Origin of the sequence: Parasediminibacterium schistidii (genome assembly GCF_046546515.1) — a bacterium.
GTDB lineage: Bacteria > Bacteroidota > Bacteroidia > Chitinophagales > Chitinophagaceae > Parasediminibacterium.
The window spans coordinates 82,502-107,359 of record NZ_JBKHKJ010000017.1 but is presented as its reverse complement, the minus strand read 5'-3'; the positions used below and the strand labels follow the sequence as shown (position 1 = coordinate 107,359).

Sequence of the window (24,858 nt, the reverse complement as noted above, 5' to 3'; positions counted from 1 at the left end):
TTACAAACACACTTTTTTTATTTCTGCCCATAGCTCCCGGTAGCACTGGGCAGCGGGGCTGCCTTTGGCAAAGGTTTCTAGCGGGGCTTCGTTGATGCCCATTTTTTCCACGTCGCTTAGGTAGGGTATGTAGTTTTTAAGGAAACTATTGTTGTGCTGGTAATGGTTAATAGTGGCTTGGTGCAGGTTTTTGCGGCTGTCTACCATGCTGAAAAAGCATTTAATTTTTTCTTTTTTAAACTCCTGTGCTTCAAAATAGCTTATCACGGTTTCGTAGGAGCGGATAGAAAGTGTGGTTGGCACATTGGGCATCAGCACCCAGTCTGCCGCATTAAAAACATTGTCGTGCAGCAGGGATATGCCCGGTGGTGAATCGATGATTACCAAATCGAACCCTTTTTTCAGCGAAGCCAGTAAAGTTCCCAGCCTTTTTTTTGATTGTTTGCCTTCGCTTAGCAGTACATCGGCCTGCCTGGCAGATAGGTCTGCAGGTATTACAGACAGGTTTTTATAAGCCGATGGCTGTATGGTAGTAAGCAAGTCTATATCGCTGTTGAGTACTTTTTTTGTTTCATTTTTCACAGCGGTGCTTACGCCTAGGTAAAAAGAAGCTGAACCCTGTGGGTCTAGGTCCCAAAGTAAGGTTTTGTAACCTTCTTGTGCTGCCAAGTATGCAAGGTTTATTGCGGAAGTGGTTTTGCCTACACCACCTTTCAGGTTGTAAAATGCCAGTGCTACCATAGGTTAAATATACGGCATAAAGGGCTATTTTTTTTACCGATATAAAAATTAACTTCTCTTTTCTATTGTATATTTACAATACAGAACCCTTAGGACACTCCGCCAAACGGTAGCTTTTTTTAAAAGGCTACCGTTTTTTTACTTTATTTCATTCATCCTGTTTCGAGCCTTTGTGCATTAGTGGCAAAACCCTATATAATTACGAATTTTTGCCAATGGCCTCGTCCAATACTTTCCTAAAGGCATTGCCAATAGGTATGGTATAGCTTTCTATGGTTATTTCATTCTTGCTGATATAGTCAATCTGGCTAATGGCCACTATGTACGAGCGGTGTACCCTTACAAAATCGTTTGGGGAAAGCTTGGTTTCAAATTCTTTTAGGTTTTTTAACGTAGTAAGAGGCGTTTTCTTATTTTTTAAAAACACTTGGGTGTAATCTTTTAGGCCAGACAAGAACAAAATTTCTTGAAGGTTTATTTTTATCAGTTTGTAATCGGACTTTACAAAAACAAAATTTTTCTTTTCTGCCAGTTCTGGTTTTGCTGTTTGGAAAAGGTAATCGTGGATATTTTTCTTTAGCGATAGTACCCTTTCTAGGCTTACGGGCGTTTGCAGGTAGGCAAACACCTGCTGCGTGTTCACGATATTTTCAATTTCTGCCCCTGTGCCACAGCATATAAGCAAGGGGGGATTGTGCAGTTTTTTTAGCCATTTTAAAATATTGTTTGTCAGCGAAGGTATAGAGCATATAATAGCAGCAGGCTGATCCGTATGGGTACCAAGCAAGGCGGCCTCATCTACCACCAGCACATTGTTGGAGAAATCTGTGGTGGAAAGGTAGGCTTGCAAAAAAACAGCCTCGGACAGCTGGTGGTGTACAATATAAAAATGGATCATACTATGTATTGCTTGTATTAACGTAAATGTAAGATAGTGCTAAAAACCGGTTTTTATGGTATACATAAAAAGAGGTTAATGAATGTTCATTAACCTCTTTTTAGTATTCTATATTATTACCTAGCTATGCCGAGGCTGTCTAATTCTTTTACAGTAACTGATGGCAAACCTTTGTGGTGGCTTAGCTTTTCAACTACCAAGTTGCCCACCAGCAATGCCTGTTCTTTGCTTACAAACACTTTATCGCCTTCCACGGCTGGGATATTGTTTTGGGTCAAGAAAATTTTATTGTGCAAATAAACTTCGTAGCCCCATCCATTGCCAACCTGAAATGCTTTAACCGCTGAATCGGGGTTATCTTGCTTTTTATGGGTAACCTGCATTACTAAAAATACAACTACTGAAAAGGCAAACAGCACATACACCCAATATTTTTTAATCATTGGTATTTAAAGTAACATTTGGCTGGAATTCTTCTAAGTCATCCAAATAATAAGAACTGCTTTTGCCCATGGAAACAAAACCCCTGTTTTTTAAAGTGAAAGCAACAGCCCCTTCGCGAACAGAACGCTCAAATGGCGTTTTTCGGGCCCAAGTATCGCTTGCAAAATCATATTCCCAAGTCTTTAAAGTATAGCCACTTATAGTACCCAAGGTAAGGTATGCCTTATTGTTCATAACAAAGCTTACGGCATAGTTGCGTGCAATATCGGTATAATCGTCGTCGTAGCTATCGGTACTTACATTGGTAATCCTTCTCAATTCTGTCCATGCGCCAGTAGCAGGTGTGTATTTCCAAAAATCATTCACGTTGGTTCCGCCGCTACCAATGCCTGTAAGTACATAAGCCTCATTGTTGTAAACGAAAGCTGTAGCAGCATAGCGTTTAAAACCGCCAAAGCTTATTTTTTGAGACCACGTATCTGTTGCTGGGGTGTATTGCCACAAATCTTTAAGGTAGCTATTGTCGTACCCACAAGTTATATAACCATTAGCACCGATGCCAAAAGCACTGGCTGCATAGCGGGCAGTGCCGCCAAAGTCGGCTTTTTGCACCCAAGCATTTGTTGCTGGGGAATATTGCCATGTATCTTTGTATTTTATATTGCCATCTGTGCCTGTAGCAACATATCCATTGCTGCCCACAGCAAAACCAACAGCCCCATTACGTGCTACACCAGGAAAATTAGCTATTTGTTTCCAGCCACGCGCAGAATCGTATGACCAAAAATCGTTCAGCCTATTTGTACCATCATATCCTGTACCTAAATATGCAGTATCGCCAATTACAAATGAAGCAGCTTGATACCTAGCAGCCCCATCGCTTTCAGAGCGGGTTACCCAGTTGCCACTTTGCTGTGTATCTGTACTGCTGCTTTTGTTGCATGCAATAGTTAATAAAAAAAGGCTCGCAGGTAAAAAAAAGAAGTACTTTATTCGCTTCATTATGTAAAAAATTTTGATGAAATTATAAGTGGCGGTGTTAGGCAAATAGTTAAAATGGATTTTCGACATATATTTGCTGATGAATGACGGTATTTTGTCTGCCAAACTGTGCTTTATGCAATAAAAAAAACTTAACTTCCATAAAAAAATGTGAATAGCCTTTAGGATATTGCTCTGCCGACAAAAATAGCTTAATTGTCGATATAAAAGCATCGTTCATCCATAGTAACAATTCTGTAACAGGCAGCAGATATAACATTGCCGATATTCAAATGTATTATATTACTTTTGAAAGCATCTTTTAATATATTTCTTCTATGCTATCAAAGCAAATCCTTGTTTTCGCAATATTTTTGTCCCTTTGTGTTTTTTCATGCAAGAAAGTAGATATAAACTTCGGGCAGCAATTAATAGACAACGACTACACCCAGATTATTAAAATAGACACTTTCACCGCAGACCTGTCAACAGTATATGTTGATTCGTTTGTTACCTCGGCAAAGGGTGTTACCATGCTAGGTGGCTATAACGATACTGCTTTTGGGCGGATAGATACAAAATGTTTTTTTGAAGTAGCACCACCCACTTACCAGGCCATATATGACAGCACCAAGCTAGATTCGCTTTACTTAATCTTAAAACTCAACAAAAGTTACTATGGCGATACTACCCAGCCCCTTCATATAGATGTAAACCAACTTTCGGAGCCGATAGTATTTCCCGAGAATGTATATAGTTTTTACAACAACAGGCAATTTGCTGTTTATCCAACACCTATTGGGTTTACAAATGTAATTGTTCAACCAACCAATTATACCGACTCTATTACCATCCGGCTTTCCGATGCTCTAGGCAGTACTTTGCTCAAAAAATTGCAGAACCGTGCAGACCTTGACATGCAAAGCACCTTTAGTTTTTTGCAGTATTTTAATGGGCTAAGGCTTAGTAGCAATGCCAATAGCAAAATGATATTGAACTGTACAGACCAAGTGGTGATGCGGCTGAGCTATAACAAACCCGGCATTGATAGTGCTGGGAAGTATCATACAGATTTTACACTTGCCAATAACCAGCACCATTTTAATAATATAATGGTGGACAGGAGCAAATCAGTGCTTAAAAATATTGGGCCCAATAACAAGATAATACCAAGCTCGCAATTGGGCAATAGGGCTTTTTCGCAATATGCTGCTGGCGTAATGGCAAAAGTAACATTCCCTTCGTTGAAAGAATTGTTGAAAGTACCCAATTATGCCAAGATATTAACTGCACAACTAAAGGTAGTGCCAGTAAGAAACTCGTTCGATACCCGTTTTTATTTGCCCCCTTCGGTAATGGTATCTACCACAGATATAAATAATGGCATAGGTAATCCGCTAAGCACTTATTCCAGTTCTGGTGCTTTGGTAGCGCAGGAAGGTAATTTGTACATAGACCAAACATTGGGCGACAACACTGCCTATACTTATGATATGTCTAATTTTGTAAAAGCACTTATTAAAACAAATTTCGACAATACTACCATTGGTGTTACAGGGTTATTGCTAGTGCCGCCTTTGCCTGCTTTGCAAACGCAGTTTTCCAGGCTTATTATTGGTAGCAAGTACCACCCTGTAAGCAAAACAATACTGGAGATTTATTACGTAACAGTTAAGTAAGCAAACAAGATATATGAATAGGAACCTCATTTTAAGTATTGTATCTATTGTTTGTTGGCAACAGGGTTTGTTGGCCCAAAACAACGCCTCCCCTTATTCTATTATTGGCATAGGCGATATTGAGAAAAGCAGCTTCGACAGAACGTCTAGCATGGGCCATGCGGGCATGGCCTTGTCTTCAAATAGGTTTTTTTATAATGCCAACCCGGCTTCGTATAGCGCTTTGGACGATCGGTTTTTCAATGTAGAAATAGCTGCCCGCTACAAAACCATCAGCTATTCTGGCACGCCTATCGCCCCAACGGCTAATCAATCGTCAGATTTGCAATTCAAGAAACTGGTACTTGCCATAAAAATAAAACCAAAATTGGCAGCAGCTGTAGGCATATTGCCCTTCAGCACGGCCAATTATTCTTTTTATGGCAATAAAACCGTGCAAGGCAGCAGTTTTACGGCCCCTGCTTATTACGAAGGAACTGGTGGCGTAAACCAGTTTTTTTTGGCGAGCAGTTATAAATTCTCAACGCACTTTTCCCTGGGCGCGCAAGTGTCTTATTTATTTGGTCAATTGAACCAAACAGAAACAATTGGTGCCAGTTTTAGCGACAGCTTATTGGTTACGCAACGCAAAATACCCATTGGCACCCCTTCTTTCAAGCCTGGTTTCCAGTACAATGCTAAACTAAACAAAAACTGGCAATTGTTTGTAGGCGGCACGGCTACTTTTAAAACTACTATCAACAGCAATTACCACCTCACAGTTACTGATGGCAACACCTCTTTGCCAAACAACAATGCAGAAGTAATGAAATTTACATTGCCTGCCATATATGCAGGCAGCATAGCTGCTAAGCTAAAAGACAAATACACCGTTGCCGCAGACTATTCTTTCCAAAACTGGGCAAACCTAAATTATAGTGGGCTTAGCTACAACTTGGTAAACAGTAACCACTTTGGCATTGGGTTTGAATCTGCTAAAAAACTGTATAATGGGCTTTTTAGTTTTGAGAAAAATTTTATACAAGCTGGCTTTTTTTACGACAATTCTTACTTGCGCATCAGTGGACAGCAAATTACCGATTATGGGGTAACGGTTGGCGGAGGTTTTAATTCGTTCAAAAATAATTTAGGCGTGCAGCTAGGTGCAGAAATAGGCAGGCGGGGAACCACAACAGGCGGCTTGATACAAGAAAATTACTTTCAGGTAAACGCTGCCTTTAGCTATAGGGATTTCTGGTTTGTAAAAGTGAAAAGGTTCGATTAGGGTTATTTTGAATGTTGAATTTTAAATTTTGAATGAAAGGAAGCTATATCATTTGAAATATCAATAGGTCTTTTGGGTCTATAATTTAAAATTCAAAATTCAAAATTTTAAATAATTAAAAGGTTTTTATGAAAAGATATTTGTTGGGCACAATCATTTTACTGGCTTGCCTTGGTGCTAACGCACAGGTAAAAAAAGTGCTTGCCGATAAAATTGTAGCCCAAGTGGGCGATAAAATAATACTTCGCTCAGACATTACCAATGCCATAGCCGACTATAAAAGGCAAGGCCAAGAGGCACAATTGCCTGCCAACCCAGAATGCGCTTTTTTAGAAGGGCAGCTAATACAAAAAGCTCTGGTATTGCAGGCAGAAAAAGACTCCCTTCCTGTAAGTGAAGACGAAATAGAAGCTGGGTTAGACAATCAAATACGTGGTTTTATAAACGCTTATGGCTCCAAAGACGTGCTGGAGGAAGTAGCGGGAAGAACAGTTTATCAGATTAAAGAAGATTTTAGGCAGGTATTTAAAGAAAGGAAACTGGCAGACCAAATGAGGGGGAAAATATTGGAATCGATAAAAATATCACCTACCGAAGCCAAGGCGTACTATAATAAGATACCAAAGGACAGCTTGCCTTTTTATGAAAGCGAAATAGAACTAAGCCAAGTACAGGCACAGCCAAAGGCAAGCAAGGAAATAGAAGAGTACTGCATAAAACAATTGTACGAATACAAGCGCCAAATAGAAAGTGGAGGCAAAAAATTTGAACAACTGTGCAAGCTGTACTCGGAAGACCCGGGCAGCAAAGACAATGGTGGGCAATACAACATTAACCGTACCAACAAAGAGTTTGACCCTACTTTCACGGCTACTGCTTTTAGGCTGAAAGACGGACAAATTTCAAACGTTATTAAAACCAAGTTTGGTTACCATATTATCCAGATGGTAAGCCGCTCTGGCGATGATGCCATTGTAAGGCACATATTAAAAATACCACCCGTAACAGACGATGAAATAAAAATTTCTGTTGACAAGCTGGATACTGTAAGGAACTTACTAGTGAAAGGAAAAATTACATTTGGAGAGGCTGTTGACAAATTTAGCGACGATGAGAACAGTAAGTTTAGTGGGGGCAACGTAACCGCAAGGGACGGCTCTTCTTTCCTGAATATTGATCAGCTAGACAAAGATTTGGTTATAGTGTTGAAAGACTTGAAACCGGGGCAAATTTCCAAGCCATCTATCTATACAGACGAAAGGGGCAGAAAAATGGTGCGCATTGTATATTTAAAAAACAGGACACAACCACACAGGGAAAACCTGAAAGACGATTACAATAGAGTAGCAGCAAGGGCATTGGAACAAAAAAAACAAGCCACGCTAGAGAAATGGTTTAAAGAGCATTTACCTACCTATTTTATTACCATAGACAATGAATTTAAAACTTGCAACAGCTTGTCTAATTGGTGGAAGTACGCTGCAAACGGGGCTAATTAGGGCTGTTTTTCTTTAGTTGAGTTAATAAAAAATGCCTAAGCCTATATTATAAAGGCTTAGGCCTTTTTTTAGCGGTAGTTGTTAAACCCGGATTTTGCAGTTGACTTCGTTAAGAAAGGCTCAAATGCAATAAAGACAAGTATTTGAGCCGAATTTTTGGTCGAAAACATAGTGTACTATGGCAAGGAAAAAAAATCAAGCAAATGCTTGTGTTTGAAGTATTTGTGGCTTGCAATAGATTTCAACTGCAAAATCCGGGTTTAAAACGGGGGTTAAATAGATATTACTACACTAGGCAACAGCGAAGATTTGAAATGGAGCTTAAATTTCTAGACTAGTGTACTAGTAACTACTAATAAATGCACCTGATAACGCAGCCGCCCGGGGCTTGCTTTCCCGTTTCTTCTTCTGTATAGCCATCTGCTACTGTTACCCAAAGTACATTTACGGTGTAGTAGTGGTGCAGTACCAACTGGTCGTTTTTGCAGCACGAAAAATCTTTGCTGGCTTCATAATGTTTTCCAAACATCATTGTAAAAGGTGCTGTAATAGTTGCTGTAATGATGATACCAACTGCGGCAATAAGGGCAACATTCATTTTTAAACCTGCAAGCATAGCATTTAATTTTTTCGTTTGTGAAAGAAGTTGGAATTTTTAATTTTTGAAAACAAAATTGAAGCTAAACCAAGCCCTATAAAATGCTTGGAACAGAAGCAGCTCTTTTGGAAAAACAACCATTCTGCAATAACTGCAGTAATTGATTGCTATTTTAAAAAAAATTCCTTTTACCCTCACATATACGCAATAAAAAAGCTCCCGGTTTTGGAAGCTTTAAATTTTTTTTAAATATTTCATTACTAGTATAACCTAGTCGTTGCACCTGATAACGCAACCGCCTGGGGCTTGCTTGCCAGTGTTTTCTTCTGTGTAGCCATCGGCTACAGTTATCCAGAACACGCTTACCGTGTAGTAGTGGTGCAGCACCAATGCATCTTTTTTGCAGCACGAAAAGTCTTTGCTAGCCTCGTAGTGCTTGCCAAAAATTTTGGTAAAGGGGGCGGTGATAGTAGATGTGATAATTACGCCTACGGTTGCAATAATGGCAACGTTCATTTTAAAACCTGTAAACATAAAATAATTTTTTTGTGTGAATAATATTGAAATCTTTTTGATTGATTGTTACACAAAGATGATGCTTCCTGCACACTTGCACAATCCCTTAAACTAGGGGACAGCTAATTAAATAGAAGTAATAAGCCATAATTATCTTAATATAATTCTAAGAGGGTTTCGTTCTTGCCCCTCTCCTTCGGAGAGGGGTTGGGGTGAGGTCTCTAAAATAAATAGTATTAACTTAATTATGTCTGCATACTGATAAGAAAATAAATTTTTTAAAAGGCCTTTCAAATAAGTACGGTAAATTATGTAATATGGTTGCCAAAGCGTAAAAAATACACATTACAGGTTAGTTTGGGCTTAAAACTCGATATTTTTGATACTAAAAGCAAATTAGGGAGGTATTTATAGCTAATGGATCCCTATGCTTTCGCTGTGTCATATCAATCTCAATTAACTATACGGAGAAGTTATTTAAGGTATTACCAATCGTTTTTTAGTGCTGAACTATTTGCTGCAGTTGCTGCATAGCGGCAATATTGGCACTGTCTTTTAAGGAAGCTGCAATATCTTTCTTCTCTGCGCTGGTAAGGTGGAAGCTAAGCCCTGCTGGTTTAGCATCTTTACCAGGTATATATTGGAAACATATTTTTTTAAACCCACTGCCATAGCTCTCGTACAAATGCTCTAGCTGGTCGTGCTGGTAATAGTCTTGTATGCTAAACCAATTGTTTTGCAGGAACAACAAAGGGTTTGTAAAAAAACTAAGTATGGTATTGCTTTCTTGTGGCTGGTTCCAGTCGTTTATGGGCGTGTCCCTTATTTGGATCAAGACAAGGTTGGCCGTATTTGCTTGAAACCAGCTTTTACATGCTTCTATTAGCCTTAGGCTAGTTTCCTGCCCATAATTATCCCTTAGCCCTGCATCAATTACGTCAATAATGGGGTTGCTGGGCAGCCATACATTGGGCAGTACATAAGGGAAAGTAGCATTCATGCGCAGGGCACTAAGCATAGAAATATCCATGGCAGACTGCCCTGCAAAAAAACGGTTAAAATCAATGGCATCTGCTTCGTAAGCTGCTCTTCTTGCACTGTCAATGGGGGGCTTCATCAAAAAGCGGAACGGCTGGGTGCTGATAATCATTTTCTTGCCGTCTCTGCTTACTACAGGGTTAAAAATCATAACCGGCACAATGCCTTGCTCCTCTAAATAAGTATAACTTTTTAGTTGCTTGATCAGTATGCCATCCGTGTTTTTGTTCAACTGCTGCTCAAAGGCATAGCCCCTATCCTTTACATAATCGTTGCCGTTTAGGCTAATTTTTTGTACCGGTCCTAGCATATCCCTTGACACAAAAGAAGAAAAAAGTGGGTTTAGTAAATCTTTTGAAATGTTGCTGGCATATTCAGGGTTTTGCAGGTTAATGTTTTTGTTGCCTTTTATTTTTTGTAAATACAGTTCCCTGTAATAGGCAGCCCCCAACATGCCCCCACTTGCCCCATTTATCAATATGGTTTGGGGCATTAGCCTACCATGCAGCAGGCTATCTATCCGTTGAAGGGCATCCATGGCAAAAGCTGCGCTGCGGCTGCCGCCCCCACTTACGTTAATAATGAATACCGTTGGCTTATCGGTATGCTGCCGTTGCTTCCAGTTATTCAATACTTGCAGAAAATGCTGCCTGTCTTCCTCCATGTTCGCATAGCTGGCAATGGAGTCTATGGTGTGTGGGCTGTAAACAGCCCTTTCCTTTTTAGGTGGGTAGTGCAGGCCATATACTTTGTTGCGAGGGTCGAATATTTCGTTTACATACAAATAGTTAAATATAATATATATACATACTACCACTGGTATGCTCCAGCTTTTCAGGAACAGCGAAAAAGCACCGGACACGCCTATTAAAATAGCAAACAAAATAGCGATGCTTGCAGCAGCCGGCAGTTGGAAAAATGCCTTGTCAGAAAAAAAGCCTACTACCACAAGGAAAATGAACGCCACCAATATGGCATACACAGCCGCAAAATGGTGCCGCTGGGCAAGGCTGTCTAAAAATTCCTCGCTGTAGTGCCTTGTGTCCCTTGGCTTCCGTAGGCTAAAAGCAGCACTCAAAAACCAATCTACCCTAAATTCATCTTTGTGTGCAGGCAATGGCTTGCTAATTAGTTCCTCATCATATTGCTTGTTGGCCACTGTTATCATCTGGGCCATGCTGTAGTAAATGCTTTTGTCGGCCGTAAAAAAATACAGGAAGGCAATTAAAATGGCTAGGCTAAAACCAACAAGAAAACCCAGTACAAGCCCTGAAATTTGCAACCAGTTATTATATTCTTCCTTATGCTCGTAAGGGATGGCTTTTATAAAATAAAAAATCAGGAATATTAAAGGTATGATAGCATTGTTGATGCAGTATTTTAAAAATGGCTGGGCAGTAGTGGCTAAAAATTTCAGGTAATGTGCATGTAAAATAAACGTGGTGATGTTCCAGCTCATTATAAAAACACCTACGCACATGCCTACAATAGCTGTACTAAAAAAATTTACCTCACCAAGATATTCTGGGGAAAGGAACAAGGCAACAGCACCATAAGTATTTAAAAAATGACCGGCAATAGTGGCAAACAGAATATACCAAAATAGTAAAAACACCTGGTGCTTCCTGAAATGAAGGAAGAATAGTTGTATGGGCAAGCTGTACCAAAAACCGATGAGCCACTTTTTCATCTTTCAATTTTCAGTCTCAATATACTATTAAAAACCAATGCTATCAAAACAGACGATAATAGTAGGTGTACAGGCTGTGCCGCTTGTGGAAAATCGGCATAAGCAAGCACTACGCCCACAATTATTTCCAAGATAACAACAAATATAAACCGCTGTGCCAGCACAGAAGCATTAGGCCTAATGCGCGACAGAAAGAATATATAAAAACTAAGCCCCGCCACCACTAGGGAAAAACTGCGGTGTATATAAAACCAGAAGTTCAGTTCGCTGATCCATCCACTACGATTCAGGTAGTTAAAATGCTCGGCAATATGGTCTATTTCTGCCCTTACTTGCGTTCCCAGCAGCAGTTGCAGCAAAACAATAACACCTAAGAGAACAGTAAGCAGTACTATTTTTTTAGGTGCTTTTACCCAATGCCGCCCACTGGCCTGAAACAAGATTGCTAGACTAACAAACACCATTGCCAAAGCCCCAAACATATGGATGGTTATTTTTAGCAGAGCTAGGTTGCTGTCAACCACTGTTTTGCCCAGCCATGCTTGGAAGCCAGTTAGCAATACCAACAAAAAACTGAGCAGCACGATAGCCGGTTGATGCCTGAAATATGGAATGCTCCATGCAAACTGGATTAATACAAATATGCCGAGCAATGCACCCAGCAAGCGGTTGATATACTCTATCCAAGTATGCAGCACGCTGAATGTGGCATTATTGTGCTTTTCGTACTGCTTCCAATAGGCAGGGTTATAAGCAAAACCACTAATAAATTTTTCTTTTGCATATTTCAAACTGTCTTTATAAATAATAAATTGTCCCTTTTTATACAAATGGCGGGGCTGAAAAGCAACCTGCTGCGCATCTGTTGGGGGTATGGCACTGCCAAAGCAAGTAGGCCAGTCTGGGCAGCCCATGCCGCTTTGGGTGGTTCGCACAACACTGCCTGCAACAATTACCAAAAAAACAACTACCAGCACAAACCATACGTAACTTGTAAAACTTTTAGCAACTTTCATCTTCCATTCATTAATACATGGTAAAGGTATAGCACAGATGAAATAATTAGCAATTTCACCAATACAAAGCTGGCTTTTGTTAGTTATTTGCTTTACAAGACTTAGAAAGATATAAAGACCAACCCATTAAGTATATCGGTTTCGTGTGTTTAAATGTATAAAATTATTTGACTAATCAATGTTATAAGGATTCTGGGATCAGATTAGCAATTTCTAGTTAACGAAATAGACTCTAAATAATTATCCTAGAACCCTCCTTATCGCTTCGGCTTTCAACAAGCATTCTTTGTATTCTTCTTCCGCATTGCTGTAAAACGTGATTCCTCCACCAACTTGGTAGCTAAGATATTGGTTGGTGGCGTTGTACAAAATGCTGCGGATAACCACGTTGAAATCAAAATCGCCATTGGGTGCAATATAGCCTACGGCCCCAGCATACAAGCCACGCTGCCCAGCTTCGTATTGGTTGATTAACTCCATTACTCTTTTCTTGGGTGCACCCGTCATGCTGCCCATGGGGAAGGTAGCTGCCAGTATATCGGAAAAGCCAATGCCATCCTTTATTTCCCCTGCAATAGTAGAAATCATTTGGTGAACTTGCGGAAAGGTATAAATGCCAAACAACTCGGTTACCGCCACGCTACCTTCCTTGCATATTTTGCTTAGGTCGTTCCTTACCAAGTCAACTACCATTACATTTTCTGCCCTTTCTTTACTGCTATTGTATAGCTGGTGTTTAAGTTTGCTATCTGCCCCTGCATTGCCAATATCCCTTTTAAAAGTACCTTTTATGGGCTGTGAAATGAGTTGGCAGTCTTTTTTTTGCAAATACCGTTCTGGGCTGGCACAAAGCAAGTATTTGTCGCCGTTTTTATAATAGCAGGAAAATGGGTTGGGCGATAATTGCATCAACTGGTTGTACACATCCAGTGGATTGATAACTGCATTAGTAGCAAAAAATTCCTGGCAAAAATTAAGCTCATAGCAATCGCCCCTTAAGATATGTTGCCGAAGTTTTTCTATACTATGCAGGTATGCTTTCTTGGTAATAGATGATTTGATGTTCAAAGAAGTTTGTGGAAGTTTGTTATTGACTGGCTGTATTGCTATAATTCTCTGAAAAATCGTTTCCGGGGCCTCCGTAAGGCTTTCAATCCGCAATTCAGTTAGCGATAGTTGCAATACAATTTCAGGTTGAAAAAAATGTATTTTTTCAAAGCCAACCTTGTCCACGCCATTACTTGCCAATGCAGGGTTGAGTACATCTTTATAATCATAAGCAATATGCCCAAATAGCCAGTCGTTGGTAGTATCTATAAACTCCTGTAGGGCTTGTTGGCCATTTTCCTGTGGGTAAAATGTATTGATAGCACCAACCCCCACAAGGCATTCTACGTTTTGGTGGACAGAGACATAGTGATGGCTATCTAAAAAAGAACAACTGCTATATTGGTTAGCCCAATACAGCAGTTGTTGCTTTACTTCTTGAAAATTTGTTATGGGGAATGCCCTTGTTTTTCTTTGCACTGCTTACAAAACCTTTTATACCAAGATGAATATTGTACACTTCAAGCAGCATAAAAGAAGTTGCCTCAAAGGCGCAAAGACTCAAAGTAGCACAAAAGGATTAAGAAAAACAGGATCGGGAAATTTTATATAGTATAAATGCCCAATCCTGTTATTATTAACAATTACGGTATAAAATGCCTAAAAATCATCGTCGTCATCATCAAAACCGCCTTTGCCGCCTTTGCCAAACAGGTCAAATTCGTTAAAATCTTCGTCTAGCTTAAAGTCATCCTCATCCTCGTCTTTACTTTTTTTTGCACCTGCCTTTTTAGGGGTAGTGCTTTTGCTGCCAACTTTAGACTTAGGGATGTCAAACTCGTCAAAGTCGGGATCCCATTCATCATCGTCCGACTTGTTCCAGTCGTCTTCAATTTCTGGCTCGTCCTCATCGTCGTCATCACTTTTCGTTTTTTTAGCAGATGCTTTTGCAGCCCCTTTCTTAGCGGGCTTTACATCGTCATCATCATTATCTAAATCGTCATCATCGTCATCCTCCAATTGCTTCTTGCTTTTTGGGGTTGCTTTTGGTGAAGGGCTCTCGGCCGCATTCTTCTTTCCTGTGGATTTTGCATCCTTATCAGATTTAATAGCCATGTTCTAATAAGTTTTTTAGACTGTAAAAATTCAAATGAAAATTGTATTAACCAAATATATTTTTGCTTCTGTCTCCTAAAGGGGTAAATTTTATCACCCTTTAGGGGAGAGGGGCAAATAACTTACAACGCTACAATTTGCTCCCTTCCAGGCCCGTTGCTCACATATTTAACAGGTGCACCAACGTACTGGTTGATAAAATTAATGTAATTAGACATTTCAACGGGCAAATTTAATGCCTGTTTTATTTCAGTAGTGTCGCAATTCCAACCTTTGTGGGCTTCCAAAACTGGATCAATTTTCACCTTGGATATTTGGAATGGCACTTCTTCAGTTACTTTCCCACTTATGTTATAAGCTGTACAAACCTTTAATTCTTCAAAGCTATCCAAAACATCTGCTTTTGTCATGATTACTTTCGTAACACCATTAATCATGCAGGCGTATTTTAGTGCAACGAGGTCTATCCAGCCACACCGCCTTGGGCGGCCTGTGGTTGCCCCAAACTCGCTACCCAGCTTTCTTAATTCTTCTCCTGTGGCGTCTTCAAGTTCGGTAGGGAAGGGGCCGCTGCCAACACGGGTGCAATATGCCTTGGTAACGCCCAATACTTCTTTAATCAATTTTGGCGATACGCCCAAACCAGTGCATACGCCAGCAGAAATGGTGTTGGAAGAAGTTACATAAGGGAAAGTGCCAAAATCTATATCAAGCATACTTCCCTGCGCCCCTTCGGCCAATACTTTTTTGCCCGCTTTTATTTGGTTGTTGATGAAGTATTCGCTGTTTACCACATTTAGGGTACGTAAAAATTCCAACGCTTCAAAAAACTCGTCTTCCCAACTGGAAATATCTTCTATAAAGTGGAAATTATCCAGCAATTTTTGGTGCTTCAGGCGAAGTTTTATGTACTGGGATGTAAAACTTTTGTCTAGCAAATCGCCAACCCTTATAGCGTTCCTGCCTGTCTTGTCCATGTAGGCCGGGCCTATGCCTTTTAGCGTGGAGCCAATTTTGCTATCGCCTTTTTGCATTTCGCTGGCTTTGTCCAAAGCACGGTGCGTAGGGATAATAATGTTGGTACGCTCTGATATAAACAAGTTTTTCTTTACGTCTATGCCAAAAGAAGCCACTTTGTCGCACTCTCTTTTTAGGGTTACCGGGTCTAGCACCACGCCGCCGCCAATAATATTGGTAGTGTTTTGGTGGAAAATACCCGAAGGTATTTGGTGTAGTACCACTTTGGTATCGCCCACATACAATGTATGACCAGCATTTGGCCCACCTTGGAAGCGGGCAACTATATCGTAATTGGGGGCAAAAAAGTCAACTATCTTGCCTTTTCCTTCATCGCCCCATTGCAGCCCCAGAATAACATCAACCATAATTTTCTTTTAACAGGCGACAAATGTAAGTGTTGGTTGCTACTCAAATGCAATTTTGTTCAATTTGCCACATACTTATGTTTTCGAAATAACTTTCCCCAATCAGGTTAATTCCTAAAAGATTATTTAACCACAAAGAACACAAAGATTTTGCGCAAAGAAGCACAAAGAAAACCCTTTTTAAGGTAAAACGTTTCACTTTAAGGACACAAAGAACAGTGCAAAAAGGCTTATAAAATGAAAAATGCCTTATTCGGGAATGGGGAAAATTATTTTAAAAGTATTATAAAGAAGATAGCTTACAATATGTTTCCTTTCTTTTTTACTCGCTTAAAGCCAAGTGTTGGTAGCCATTTTTGCGGACTACTTTTGCAACTTTCGGCGACAAACAAAACACGTTTGCACTATATAAGAGAGGGAAAATAGGACACAGCAAAACTGGTTGGACAATCCCAAACAGCAGACCAAGGCAACTTGGCAAAACCTGGTTCCACAACCTGCCCAGGCAGTTTGTGGAACCAAAAAACGCTCACAGGTTGACACAGCTTGTAGCTTGACAAAGTCTCCTCGTCCCACTTGTCCCCAACCTATATGGGGGAATTTTGGGATGCTCATGGGGGAAATATGCCCCCATATAGGATTTTAGTTTTGGACTATACCTTACGGTAGACTAATTTACAGCGATTTACCAATAAGCGGACTTGGCAACCTAAAAAGAATCATTTTTAATACATCATAAATCCTCATTGATACACGATAAATCCACAATGATACACAATAAATCATCATTAAATCCACAATAAATCACTATAACCCCTTCGTCATTAATAAATAAAACAACTGTATATCAATGAGTTACATCAAATAAACAACCTAAAAAGTTGAAAATTAAAAAAATAACCCTGAAAAGAGCACAAAAGAAGGCATTAGGCAGGCTTTAGGCTTTCAAAAAGTTTTACTTTTCCATAAATCTTGTGGCTTTACAATGGTCGTTCACAGGTGGACACCGTTTGGGGTTTCACAAAACACAAAATGGGACACCCCGTACACAAAACGGCTACTTACATGGGCATTGCCGCAAGCAGGGCGTGACGGAACAAACTTCATCTTTTTCTTTTCTATTTAGCTTTTGTACGGTCTGTGCGTTATATATTTGGCTATGGAAAAAAAATCGGCAATATGGCAATCACTGGGCTTCGGTTCCGGGCTTTACCCAGCACTATGCCCCTGCCTGCAGGCAATACCTTGCTCGTTATATGTGCCTATGTGGCGAATAGTAGCCCGGGCTATTCAGCATGGTTGTTAGCAACTCCTGTATTTGTAGTTTGGCCTGTATCAACATCATTAACAATATACCCTTCCAATTCTTTTTTGAAAAATGTATTCTGAAAAACGAGGATTATCATTACCCCAATGGAAATGGAAGCATCGGCAATATTAAACACAGGCTCGAAAAAGTCGAATTGTTTGCCACCCCAAAAAGGTACCCAAGTTGGCAGGGTGGTACTTATAAGGGGGAAGTAAAGCATGTCAACCACTTTGCCATGCAAAAAACTGGTATAGCCTCCTCCCTTGGGGAATATTTTGGCTACATTTTGTATAAAAGGGTCGCTATTTTGGAATATTAGGCCATAAAACATACTGTCTATCAGGTTGCCCAATGCCCCTGCAAAAATGAGCCCTGCACAGATGATAAAGCCTGTGTGGTATTTTTTTGTAATAAAATCCCTTAGTATAAAAACACCCCATATTACTGCTACCAGCCTAAATAGGGTGAGGATTATCTTGCCTATATCGCCACCGAATTTCCAGCCCCAAGCCATGCCTTCGTTTTCTATGAAATGGATGCGGAACCAAGTACCCAGTACATCATGCTCCTCCCCGGCAAAAAAATGCAGCTTGATATAGAATTTCATTGTTTGGTCGGCAACAATTACCAATAGTATAATGAGTGCTAAATACTTTCCTTTCATGCAATATCCTTTATAAAAAGAAGGCAAATATAAGCGTTGGCGTTACTACTTAGGTGCAAGTTTGGTTAATTTGCCACGAGTGCACCAAGACACAAAGCGGCACAAAGTTTTAAGGGCAAAAGAAAAATGATGTTATCAATGCATTTTAACCTTCTTTTTTTCGTGTTTTTGAGCCTTTGTGGCTAAAAAGCATATTCGATGTGGTGAGTAGCAACAAAACCTTTATAGGGTTTGTAACCCTATAAAGGTTAGCGAAAGGGCGTATTGCATACGCCCTTAAACAGGGCATTTTTCGTGGTAATTAATGAGTTCTATCGGGCTGCGAGCTATTTCAAAGCCTTGGTAGTGTATGCTTAGCTCGTCTAGCACTGCTTCTACTTCTTCCATTTCTTTTAGCGTTACCAGCCTGTTCCTAAACTCTTTTATGTTGGGTAGGCCTTTCAGGTAGTTGGCATAGTGCCGCCTCATTTCGTTGATGCCTACCACAGGACCTTTCCAAAGTATAGAGTTGCGCAAGTGCTTTTTGCAAACTTCTACCCGTTCATCCACGGTAGGGCTGGGCAGCAGCTCGCCAGTGTTTATGTAGTGCCTCACTTCTCTGAATATCCACGGGTAGCCAATGGCGGCACGGCCTATCATTACCCCATCTACGCCAAAGCGGTTTTTATAGTCCACGGCCTTTTGAGGGCTGTCTATATCCCCATTTCCAAAAATGGGTATGTGTATGCGGGGGTTGTTTTTTACTTTGGCAATCAATGCCCAATCGGCCTCGCCCTTGTACATCTGGCTGCGGGTTCGGCCATGTATGGCCAGTGCTTTTATACCACAGTCCTGCAGCCGCTCAGCCACTTCCTCTATGTTCTTGGTGTCTTCGTCCCAGCCAAGGCGTGTTTTCACGGTTACGGGCAAGCTGGTTGACTTGATAACGGCCGTAGTAAGCCTAATCATTAAATCAATATCTTTCAACACCCCTGCCCCTGCCCCTTTGCAGGCTACTTTTTTTACTGGGCAGCCATAATTAATGTCCAGCAAGTCCGGATTGGTAACATCTACAATTTTAGCTGCAAGGGCTAGGCTATCCTCATCGCCGCCAAAAATTTGTATGCCAACAGGTCGTTCGTAATCGAAAATATCCAGTTTCTGCCTGCTTTTAATGGCATCCCGTATTAGCCCCTCGCTGCTAATAAACTCGGTGTACATCAGGTCTGCCCCATTGTCTTTGCACACCGCCCTGAAAGGCGGGTCGCTTACGTCTTCCATTGGTGCTAAAAGCAATGGGAAATCGGGCAATTGTATTTTATCTATGAAAACCACGTTCTTTTAATTAGGAATTATGAATTATGAGTCTACCAATATGCCATGCCTGCGGCATTTTACGGAGGGCTTCACCCTCCGCTAACATATTCCGCCCTTTCAGGGCTTGTCTTATGGTTCGTCTATTGCCTTGCATAAAAATTAGCCTATCTTACTTCATTTTACTGACGACTGACGACTGACGACTAAGCCCTTATCTTTGTGCAAAAGTACACGCAAAATTATTTTATGGACGAACAAGATGAATTGATACCGTCAACCAATCCTCACAATATCTCCAACAACCCTATTTATTACAAACGGCAATATGGGCAATATGCACCTGAGCCTATGAACTACTGGACACAGTTTGCATTGTTTTTAGGGCTTGCGGGCGGTGGGCTTGTTGTGGGCAGCCTTGTAGCTGTAATTATTGTAAAGATAATGGTACCAACGGCTAATTTGTTTGAGCTGGACAAAGTAATCATGCAACCAGAGAATGCTAATGCTGCCAAAGTTCTGCAACTGGTAACCACTGTTTTTATGTTTTTCCTGCCGGCATTTTTCTTTGCGTTAATTGTACATAAAAAGCCTTTGGCCTATTTGGGGTTCAACAAAACCATTTCTATCCAGCAAATAGGGCTGGTGATATTAATAGCTTGGGCGGCTATTTTTGTAGGCAGCATATTGGGTGAATGGAACGAAATGATACCAATACCCAAAAACTGGGCTGCTTATTTCAGGAAGGCAGAGGACCAATATGCAGGGCAGGTGGAAGCTATGGCAAAAATGAAGAATATTAAAGACTATTTTGTGGCACTGCTGGTAATAGCCCTAACGCCTGCCTTGGTAGAAGAATTGTTTTTTAGGGGCACCATGCAGCAACTGCTTGTTAGCTGGTTTGGCAATGCTTGGTTGGGCATCATTATTACCAGCATTGTTTTTAGCGCCATCCACATGAGTTATTATGGCTTTTTAACCCGGGCTAGCTTGGGGGTTGTGCTGGGCTTGTTGTATTACTACAGTAAAAATATATGGCTAAATATACTTGCCCACTTTTTGAACAACGCCATTGCAGTTACCTCTTTGTATATATTTTCGCTGCAAGGCAAGCCCATGAAAGATGCCTTAGAAGACCATTTCCCTACTTGGCTAGGCCTTGGCGGCATTGTTTTTTTAGTGGCATTGATGATTAATTTCAAAAGGAAAAGCGAGGATTTATTGGCTGAAAAAGCAAGTTTTTAATTGACCACATGAAAGAATGGCATTTGTTACTCAAAACAAGGAGTTATACCGAAGCTAGCATAGTGCAAGGGATGCTGGAAGAAAACCATATACCCGTGCAGGTGCTGAACAAGCTAGACAGCAGCTACCTGAATTTTGGCGATATAGAAGTGTATGTGCCAGTAACACTAAAAGAAATGGCAAAGGCTTTGCTTGATAAAGCTTTGCTAAATTAAGTTTTATGGTAGTGTTTACCATATAGACATTAAGCCAAAAAAAAGAAAACAGTAGAGAAAACAAAGGTATCCATAAAAAAATTTTGTTCTATACCCTAGCATCCCTATTTTTGCACTCCATCCAATATAACAGTTGGATAAGGATTGGGTTATTGTGTAATGGTAGCACTACAGTTTTTGGTTCTGTCTGTCTAGGTTCGAATCCTGGTAACCCAACCACAAAAAGGCACGATATTAATATCGTGGCTTTTTATTGTACCCCCATCCCCTAAAGGGGGCAAGCAAATTTGCCACTAAGGCACAATGGCTCAAATTTGCACGAAGGAAAGAATTAAAGAAAAGAATTGCGCATTTTTACATTTAGTTTACAGTAGGGTTGCCAAGCTTTTGAAGGTTGGCAACCCTACTGTAAGAATCTGCTAGATTTGGCAACTTTTGAAAAGTTACCAAATACACACAAAGTCAGCCTAGCGAATAACATTGATATAACCTACTCAAACAACTTCCCACCCTAATTTAAAACTTAAAACTCAAAACTTAAAATAGCTAAGAAGCTATAGCCTTAGCAGCTATCCAGCCGCTTGTCCAGGCATTTTGAAAGTTGAAGCCGCCTGTTACGCCATCTATATCCATTACCTCGCCGGCAAAAAAAAGGTTGTTTATTTTTTTGCTTTGCATGGTGTTTGGGTCTATCTCGTTTAGCTTGATACCTCCACAGGTTACAAATTCCTCTTTAAAGGTTGTTTTGCCACTTACATCAAATTGTTGTGCGGTTAGCGTAGCTATTAATTTGTTTTGTGCCGCACTTGGCAGTTCTGCCCAGCGTGTGTCTTCTTTAATACCGCAAAGAGCTAAAAAATAGAGCCATAGCCTGCTGGGCAAGCCAAAGGGGTTTTTGCCGCCAATTTTTTGTGTGGCGTGCTCATTTCTTAGGTATTGCCAATTTTCCCTTAGTTGCTGCTCGTTGGTATCTTGTAGCCAGTTAACTAATATAGAAAACTGGTATTGTTTATCGGCTAGCTCCCTTGCGCCCCAGCCTGATAATTTTAGCACGGCAGGGCCGCTAAGCCCCCAGTGGGTAATGAGCAATGGGCCGCTTGTTTGCAGCTTACTGCCTATTAGTTTTATTTGCGCATTGGCAACACTTACACCCATCAATTCCTTAATTGGGTTTTTGAGCATATTGAATGTAAATAATGATGGCACAGGCGTTTCTATTGTATGCCCCAGCTGTTGCAGCCATGCAAATTTTTCCGCAGTGGCATAGCCGCCTGCGGCAATGCAGATAAAGTCAGCATTATAGATAGCAGCTCCGGCTTTTACTTGCCACTTTTCTTCTTTTTGTGCAATTGACGAAACATCGCAGCCAGTATATACTTCTACTTTGTATTTCGTGGCTTCTTTCAGCAGGCAGTCTACAATTGTTTGGGAATTATCAGTACTGGGGAACATCCGCCCATCTGCTTCTGTTTTTAGCGTTACGCCCCGTTCCTCAAACCAACTAACGGTATGATTGGTATTGAACCAATGGAATGCTTTTTTCAGGAACTGTTTGCCCCGTGGGTAAAACTGTATTAGCTCTGCTATATCAAAACAAGCATGGGTAACATTGCAGCGGCCGCCACCGCTCACCTTTACTTTGCTTAGTAGTTTTTGTTGTTTTTCTAAGAGTAGTACCCGCAAATTGCTATCCATCCGTGCCGCATTTACTGCGCAAAAGAAGCCAGCTGCCCCACCGCCAATAACAATTAGTGTTTTTGCCATGCTTGCAAAGTAAACGAATGGGCAGTATGTTATATTTTTTTCTGTATGCACCAAATATGCCCAAAGGGGTCTTTTATTTCACCTTGCCGATAACCGAAATCATAATCTTGGGCAGCAGTTACTACAAATGCACCCGCCGCAACGGCTTTTTGCATTACGGCATCTACATCTTCCACAAACAAACCAATAGTAGTTGTAACCCCTTTGTTTTTATTGGGTTCTAAATGCCCTTCAGCAGGCTTTTCTTCATGTAAGTGGAACAACACCCCATCAATTGATAGTTCGGCAGCATGTAGGCTGCCATCATCATTGCTCCATCGCATTATTTCGACTGCACCAAAGGCATTTGTATAAAAACGTATATCGCTAATGCCGCTGCTTATATATAATAGTGGGGCGAAGGCTGTTTTTGTGGGTGTGTTTGACATTTGGGATGCTTTAGCCAAAGCTAGGTAATGTTTTTCATTCTCCCATGCTGCGAATGGGTATGCTAAGGGTTGCCAATCTTTTGAAAGTTGGCAACCCTACTATAAACCAAAGAGAAGCTGATAAAATATTATGCCCTTATCCCTATAGCATTTCCTGTTTTTGAAAAAAGCAAGCATTTTATCATACATCTCTTTAGATAAGCTTGCATAATGGGTATCATCGGCTACGTTTATGGTTTCTAATGGGTCTTTTTTATAATCGTCTAATTCTTTTGCATAAACCCGGTCGTTAGTAAAGGGTTCCTTGCTGGTAAAGCCATTGTTTGCCCATAATACAAAACGGTAAAGCTCGGTGCGGATGGAATAGCCCATTATTTTAGGGTTAGTAATACCTTGGCGTTTTTGCTCCTCTTTTTTAAGCTTGCGGGGGTATTGGCTAATAGAGAAATCCTATACCATGGCTTTCTTGTTTTGCATAATGGGCACTAGGCTTTTTCCATCTAGGCTATCAGGAAGCGGCACGCCAGCTAGGTTGCACACTGTGCGGAAAATATCTACATGTTCCGTAAGGGATTTTGTGGCACCGGCCTTGAAGCCAAGTGCGGCAATAATTAATTGGGGAGTGTGTGGCGTTTTCAAAATTGGTATGCTTGTTCCAAAGGTCATTATCGCCAAGATGCCAGCCATGGTCGCCCCATAGGACGATTATTGTATTGTTCAATGCCTCCATTTAATCTAGGGCATTCAGTAGTATGCCTACTTGTGCATCGGTATAAGAAATGGCTGCATAATAGCCATATATCAATTCCTTTTGTTTTTCTCGTTGTAGGTCAATATGATTTAAGCCATCTGAAAAAGTAGTAAAATCAGGTATACCTGTATAGACTCTTAATTCGTTTGAATTATGATAAGCAATGTCTTTCCCATTCTTTGAATGTTGTTGGAATTTGGCCAAAGGCATGTCTTCCCGCTTGTAAAGATCCCAGTATTTTTTGGGCGACACCAACGGCAAGTGCGGCTTGTGGTAGCCTACGGCCAAGAAGAAAGGCTTATCAGCCTTTCTTCTTGGCAAGCAGGGCATTGGCCCCATCCTCGTATGCATTATCGGGCAAATTTATGCATTCGGAAGAAGGCCCTTGTTTGCCACCGGAATTTTCGTCGCCCTCCTTTGCTTCCTTTCTGTTTTTTATTTCCCCTGATGCTGCCAAATGCAGTTGTGCCAAGACCATTGGCCTAATCGCTATCCTTCGCTTTTATATAAGGCATGCTCCAAGAAAAGGCTTGGTCATTTTTCTCGGCAATGGTAGCATGGTATATCTTGCCTATGCCAACGGTGGTATAACCTTGCGTAATGAGGTATTGCGGCAGGGTAACAATATCTGGGTTCATATCCCGCATTTTGGTTTTCAAGTCCCATATCTTGGTATAGTCTGGCCGTTTACCTGTCATGATACTAGCCCTTGTAGGGCCACAAACAGCTTGCTGGCAGTAATTACCCATTTTTGCCAAGCGGTCTATATTGGGTGTTTTAATGAGGGTATTTCCATAGCAACCCAATACTGGTTTTAAATCGTCAATGGCAATAAAAAGGATATTGGGCTTTTTTGCATGGGTACCAATAGCAAGAGAAGTAGCAGGCAAGCATTTTTTTTCATACAGCGTTTTTAAAAGGTAAAGCATTGCCAAGGTAGGCTAAACTGCTGTGCTTAGTACCTTTATCTGCGTGAACGTTTGCGGCATGTGCTTACAACATAGGTATTAAGTAGTTAATATAAAAAATGTCTGTTCTAATATTCCTCAACAAAAATCACGCAATGTCAAAAAATAAGGCTTATGGTTGTTAAGCCATATAAACTAGGTGGATGGCACTGTTAGTTTTATAATAGAATCCCAAAGGGAAATACCTGCTTTTACTTTTATATTACAATGATTAGCGAATGTTAAAGTGAAAAAAAGTAAAATAAAAAATAACGTTATTTTACTTTTGAGCAGGAAAAGCAATGCACTTAAAATCATAAAAAAAGGCTC

The 24,858-nt window shown here is 40.6% G+C and carries 24 protein-coding genes and 1 tRNA gene; 6 read left to right on the top strand and 19 right to left on the bottom strand.

The window, feature by feature from the left end; translation table 11 throughout:
- From ACHFIY_RS11385 to ACHFIY_RS11370, 4 genes are all read right to left on the bottom strand, one after another.
- A complete protein-coding gene (locus ACHFIY_RS11385) occupies positions 1-741 on the bottom strand; it encodes a ParA family protein (protein ID WP_410846217.1) in 741 nt (246 codons plus the stop codon).
- A gap of 199 nt (positions 742-940) precedes the next feature.
- On the bottom strand, positions 941-1,639 hold the full coding sequence (locus ACHFIY_RS11380; RefSeq protein WP_410846216.1) for a LytR/AlgR family response regulator transcription factor: 699 nt from the start codon (positions 1,637-1,639) through the stop codon (positions 941-943).
- A gap of 116 nt (positions 1,640-1,755) precedes the next feature.
- A complete protein-coding gene (locus ACHFIY_RS11375; protein WP_410846215.1) occupies positions 1,756-2,082 on the bottom strand; it encodes a DUF4907 domain-containing protein in 327 nt (108 codons plus the stop codon).
- A complete protein-coding gene (locus ACHFIY_RS11370; protein ID WP_410846214.1) occupies positions 2,075-3,085 on the bottom strand; it encodes a Kelch repeat-containing protein in 1,011 nt (336 codons plus the stop codon). Before ACHFIY_RS11370 ends, ACHFIY_RS11375 begins: the two co-directional genes overlap by 8 nt.
- A gap of 317 nt (positions 3,086-3,402) precedes the next feature.
- On the opposite strand from ACHFIY_RS11370, the gene ACHFIY_RS11365 reads away from it, so the two are divergent.
- The 3 genes from ACHFIY_RS11365 to ACHFIY_RS11355 all read left to right on the top strand — a co-directional run bounded on the left by ACHFIY_RS11365 (position 3,403) and on the right by ACHFIY_RS11355 (position 7,506).
- Positions 3,403-4,743 carry a DUF4270 family protein gene (locus ACHFIY_RS11365; protein ID WP_410846213.1) on the top strand — a complete coding sequence of 447 codons (1,341 nt, stop codon included), beginning with the start codon at positions 3,403-3,405 and terminating at the stop codon, positions 4,741-4,743.
- 13 nt (positions 4,744-4,756) lie between these two features.
- Positions 4,757-6,007 carry a BamG family beta-barrel-assembly machinery protein gene (bamG, locus tag ACHFIY_RS11360; RefSeq protein ID WP_410846212.1) on the top strand — a complete coding sequence of 417 codons (1,251 nt, stop codon included), beginning with the start codon at positions 4,757-4,759 and terminating at the stop codon, positions 6,005-6,007.
- 128 nt (positions 6,008-6,135) lie between these two features.
- A complete protein-coding gene (locus ACHFIY_RS11355; RefSeq protein ID WP_410846211.1) occupies positions 6,136-7,506 on the top strand; it encodes a peptidylprolyl isomerase in 1,371 nt (456 codons plus the stop codon).
- A 352-nt stretch (positions 7,507-7,858) separates the two neighbouring features.
- Here the strand turns inward: ACHFIY_RS11355 and ACHFIY_RS11350 are convergent, their stop codons facing one another.
- From ACHFIY_RS11350 to dusB, 9 genes are all read right to left on the bottom strand, one after another.
- On the bottom strand, positions 7,859-8,122 hold the full coding sequence (locus ACHFIY_RS11350) for a hypothetical protein (protein ID WP_410846210.1): 264 nt from the start codon (positions 8,120-8,122) through the stop codon (positions 7,859-7,861).
- 252 nt (positions 8,123-8,374) lie between these two features.
- Positions 8,375-8,638, bottom strand: a complete 264-nt coding sequence (locus ACHFIY_RS11345) for a hypothetical protein (protein WP_410846209.1) — start codon at positions 8,636-8,638, stop codon at positions 8,375-8,377.
- A 481-nt stretch (positions 8,639-9,119) separates the two neighbouring features.
- Positions 9,120-11,348, bottom strand: coding sequence for a hypothetical protein (locus ACHFIY_RS11340; protein ID WP_410846208.1), 2,229 nt, complete (start codon positions 11,346-11,348; stop codon positions 9,120-9,122).
- A complete protein-coding gene (locus tag ACHFIY_RS11335) occupies positions 11,345-12,364 on the bottom strand; it encodes a COX15/CtaA family protein (RefSeq protein ID WP_410846207.1) in 1,020 nt (339 codons plus the stop codon). Before ACHFIY_RS11335 ends, ACHFIY_RS11340 begins: the two co-directional genes overlap by 4 nt.
- A gap of 240 nt (positions 12,365-12,604) precedes the next feature.
- On the bottom strand, positions 12,605-13,891 hold the full coding sequence (locus ACHFIY_RS11330) for an anthranilate synthase component I family protein (protein ID WP_410846206.1): 1,287 nt from the start codon (positions 13,889-13,891) through the stop codon (positions 12,605-12,607).
- A 180-nt stretch (positions 13,892-14,071) separates the two neighbouring features.
- The gene (locus ACHFIY_RS11325; RefSeq protein WP_410846205.1) at positions 14,072-14,527 is read right to left on the bottom strand and encodes a hypothetical protein; all 456 of its coding nucleotides are present in this window, start codon (positions 14,525-14,527) and stop codon (positions 14,072-14,074) included.
- A gap of 122 nt (positions 14,528-14,649) precedes the next feature.
- Positions 14,650-15,912, bottom strand: a complete 1,263-nt coding sequence (locus ACHFIY_RS11320) for an adenylosuccinate synthase (protein ID WP_410846204.1) — start codon at positions 15,910-15,912, stop codon at positions 14,650-14,652.
- Positions 15,913-17,198: 1,286 nt separating this feature from the next.
- Positions 17,199-17,885 (bottom strand): lipoprotein signal peptidase, encoded by a 687-nt coding sequence (locus tag ACHFIY_RS11315; protein ID WP_410846203.1) that lies wholly within the window; start codon positions 17,883-17,885, stop codon positions 17,199-17,201.
- Positions 17,886-18,161: 276 nt separating this feature from the next.
- Positions 18,162-19,199 (bottom strand): tRNA dihydrouridine synthase DusB, encoded by a 1,038-nt coding sequence (dusB, locus tag ACHFIY_RS11310; protein ID WP_410846202.1) that lies wholly within the window; start codon positions 19,197-19,199, stop codon positions 18,162-18,164.
- A 228-nt stretch (positions 19,200-19,427) separates the two neighbouring features.
- On the opposite strand from dusB, the gene ACHFIY_RS11305 reads away from it, so the two are divergent.
- From ACHFIY_RS11305 to ACHFIY_RS11295, 3 genes are all read left to right on the top strand, one after another.
- Positions 19,428-20,423 (top strand): CPBP family intramembrane glutamic endopeptidase, encoded by a 996-nt coding sequence (locus tag ACHFIY_RS11305; RefSeq protein WP_410846201.1) that lies wholly within the window; start codon positions 19,428-19,430, stop codon positions 20,421-20,423.
- Positions 20,424-20,431: 8 nt separating this feature from the next.
- Positions 20,432-20,638 carry a putative signal transducing protein gene (locus ACHFIY_RS11300; protein WP_410846200.1) on the top strand — a complete coding sequence of 69 codons (207 nt, stop codon included), beginning with the start codon at positions 20,432-20,434 and terminating at the stop codon, positions 20,636-20,638.
- A 145-nt stretch (positions 20,639-20,783) separates the two neighbouring features.
- A tRNA-Gln gene (locus ACHFIY_RS11295) sits at positions 20,784-20,857 on the top strand.
- Between the two features lie 327 nt (positions 20,858-21,184).
- On the opposite strand, the gene ACHFIY_RS11290 is transcribed toward ACHFIY_RS11295, so the two are convergent.
- The 6 genes from ACHFIY_RS11290 to ACHFIY_RS11265 all read right to left on the bottom strand — a co-directional run bounded on the left by ACHFIY_RS11290 (position 21,185) and on the right by ACHFIY_RS11265 (position 24,510).
- On the bottom strand, positions 21,185-22,402 hold the full coding sequence (locus tag ACHFIY_RS11290) for a BaiN/RdsA family NAD(P)/FAD-dependent oxidoreductase (RefSeq protein WP_410846199.1): 1,218 nt from the start codon (positions 22,400-22,402) through the stop codon (positions 21,185-21,187).
- Between the two features lie 29 nt (positions 22,403-22,431).
- On the bottom strand, positions 22,432-22,830 hold the full coding sequence (locus ACHFIY_RS11285) for a VOC family protein (protein ID WP_410846198.1): 399 nt from the start codon (positions 22,828-22,830) through the stop codon (positions 22,432-22,434).
- A gap of 99 nt (positions 22,831-22,929) precedes the next feature.
- The gene (locus tag ACHFIY_RS11280) at positions 22,930-23,202 is read right to left on the bottom strand and encodes a hypothetical protein (protein ID WP_410846197.1); all 273 of its coding nucleotides are present in this window, start codon (positions 23,200-23,202) and stop codon (positions 22,930-22,932) included.
- Between the two features lie 78 nt (positions 23,203-23,280).
- Entirely contained in the window at positions 23,281-23,496 is a 216-nt protein-coding gene (locus ACHFIY_RS11275) for a hypothetical protein (protein WP_410846196.1), read from the bottom strand.
- 64 nt (positions 23,497-23,560) lie between these two features.
- Positions 23,561-23,932: a sulfatase-like hydrolase/transferase gene (locus ACHFIY_RS11270; protein WP_410846195.1), complete on the bottom strand. Its 372-nt coding sequence runs from the start codon at positions 23,930-23,932 to the stop codon at positions 23,561-23,563.
- 131 nt (positions 23,933-24,063) lie between these two features.
- The gene (locus ACHFIY_RS11265; protein ID WP_410846194.1) at positions 24,064-24,510 is read right to left on the bottom strand and encodes a sulfatase-like hydrolase/transferase; all 447 of its coding nucleotides are present in this window, start codon (positions 24,508-24,510) and stop codon (positions 24,064-24,066) included.
- Positions 24,511-24,858: the final 348 nt, after the last annotated feature.

Excerpts from the sequence above, each read along its gene's own strand:
- ACHFIY_RS11340 (WP_410846208.1), bottom strand. The coding sequence starts at position 11,348 with ATGAAAAAGTGGCTCATCGGTTTTTGGTACAGCTTGCCCATACAACTA.
- ACHFIY_RS11345 (WP_410846209.1), bottom strand. The coding sequence starts at position 8,638 with ATGTTTACAGGTTTTAAAATGAACGTTGCCATTATTGCAACCGTAGGC.
- ACHFIY_RS11370 (WP_410846214.1), bottom strand. The coding sequence starts at position 3,085 with ATGAAGCGAATAAAGTACTTCTTTTTTTTACCTGCGAGCCTTTTTTTA.
- ACHFIY_RS11350 (WP_410846210.1), bottom strand. The coding sequence starts at position 8,122 with ATGCTTGCAGGTTTAAAAATGAATGTTGCCCTTATTGCCGCAGTTGGT.
- ACHFIY_RS11385 (WP_410846217.1), bottom strand. The coding sequence starts at position 741 with ATGGTAGCACTGGCATTTTACAACCTGAAAGGTGGTGTAGGCAAAACC.
- ACHFIY_RS11265 (WP_410846194.1), bottom strand. The coding sequence starts at position 24,510 with ATGCTTTACCTTTTAAAAACGCTGTATGAAAAAAAATGCTTGCCTGCT.
- ACHFIY_RS11320 (WP_410846204.1), bottom strand. The coding sequence starts at position 15,912 with ATGGTTGATGTTATTCTGGGGCTGCAATGGGGCGATGAAGGAAAAGGC.
- ACHFIY_RS11335 (WP_410846207.1), bottom strand. The coding sequence starts at position 12,364 with ATGAAAGTTGCTAAAAGTTTTACAAGTTACGTATGGTTTGTGCTGGTA.
- ACHFIY_RS11355 (WP_410846211.1), top strand. The coding sequence starts at position 6,136 with ATGAAAAGATATTTGTTGGGCACAATCATTTTACTGGCTTGCCTTGGT.
- ACHFIY_RS11305 (WP_410846201.1), top strand. The coding sequence starts at position 19,428 with ATGGACGAACAAGATGAATTGATACCGTCAACCAATCCTCACAATATC.
- ACHFIY_RS11280 (WP_410846197.1), bottom strand. The coding sequence starts at position 23,202 with ATGGGCTATTCCATCCGCACCGAGCTTTACCGTTTTGTATTATGGGCA.
- bamG (WP_410846212.1), top strand. The coding sequence starts at position 4,757 with ATGAATAGGAACCTCATTTTAAGTATTGTATCTATTGTTTGTTGGCAA.
- ACHFIY_RS11375 (WP_410846215.1), bottom strand. The coding sequence starts at position 2,082 with ATGATTAAAAAATATTGGGTGTATGTGCTGTTTGCCTTTTCAGTAGTT.
- ACHFIY_RS11275 (WP_410846196.1), bottom strand. The coding sequence starts at position 23,496 with ATGACCTTTGGAACAAGCATACCAATTTTGAAAACGCCACACACTCCC.
- ACHFIY_RS11315 (WP_410846203.1), bottom strand. The coding sequence starts at position 17,885 with ATGAAAGGAAAGTATTTAGCACTCATTATACTATTGGTAATTGTTGCC.
- ACHFIY_RS11270 (WP_410846195.1), bottom strand. The coding sequence starts at position 23,932 with ATGCATACGAGGATGGGGCCAATGCCCTGCTTGCCAAGAAGAAAGGCT.
- ACHFIY_RS11325 (WP_410846205.1), bottom strand. The coding sequence starts at position 14,527 with ATGGCTATTAAATCTGATAAGGATGCAAAATCCACAGGAAAGAAGAAT.
- ACHFIY_RS11300 (WP_410846200.1), top strand. The coding sequence starts at position 20,432 with ATGAAAGAATGGCATTTGTTACTCAAAACAAGGAGTTATACCGAAGCT.
- ACHFIY_RS11285 (WP_410846198.1), bottom strand. The coding sequence starts at position 22,830 with ATGTCAAACACACCCACAAAAACAGCCTTCGCCCCACTATTATATATA.
- ACHFIY_RS11380 (WP_410846216.1), bottom strand. The coding sequence starts at position 1,639 with ATGATCCATTTTTATATTGTACACCACCAGCTGTCCGAGGCTGTTTTT.
- ACHFIY_RS11365 (WP_410846213.1), top strand. The coding sequence starts at position 3,403 with ATGCTATCAAAGCAAATCCTTGTTTTCGCAATATTTTTGTCCCTTTGT.
- ACHFIY_RS11290 (WP_410846199.1), bottom strand. The coding sequence starts at position 22,402 with ATGGCAAAAACACTAATTGTTATTGGCGGTGGGGCAGCTGGCTTCTTT.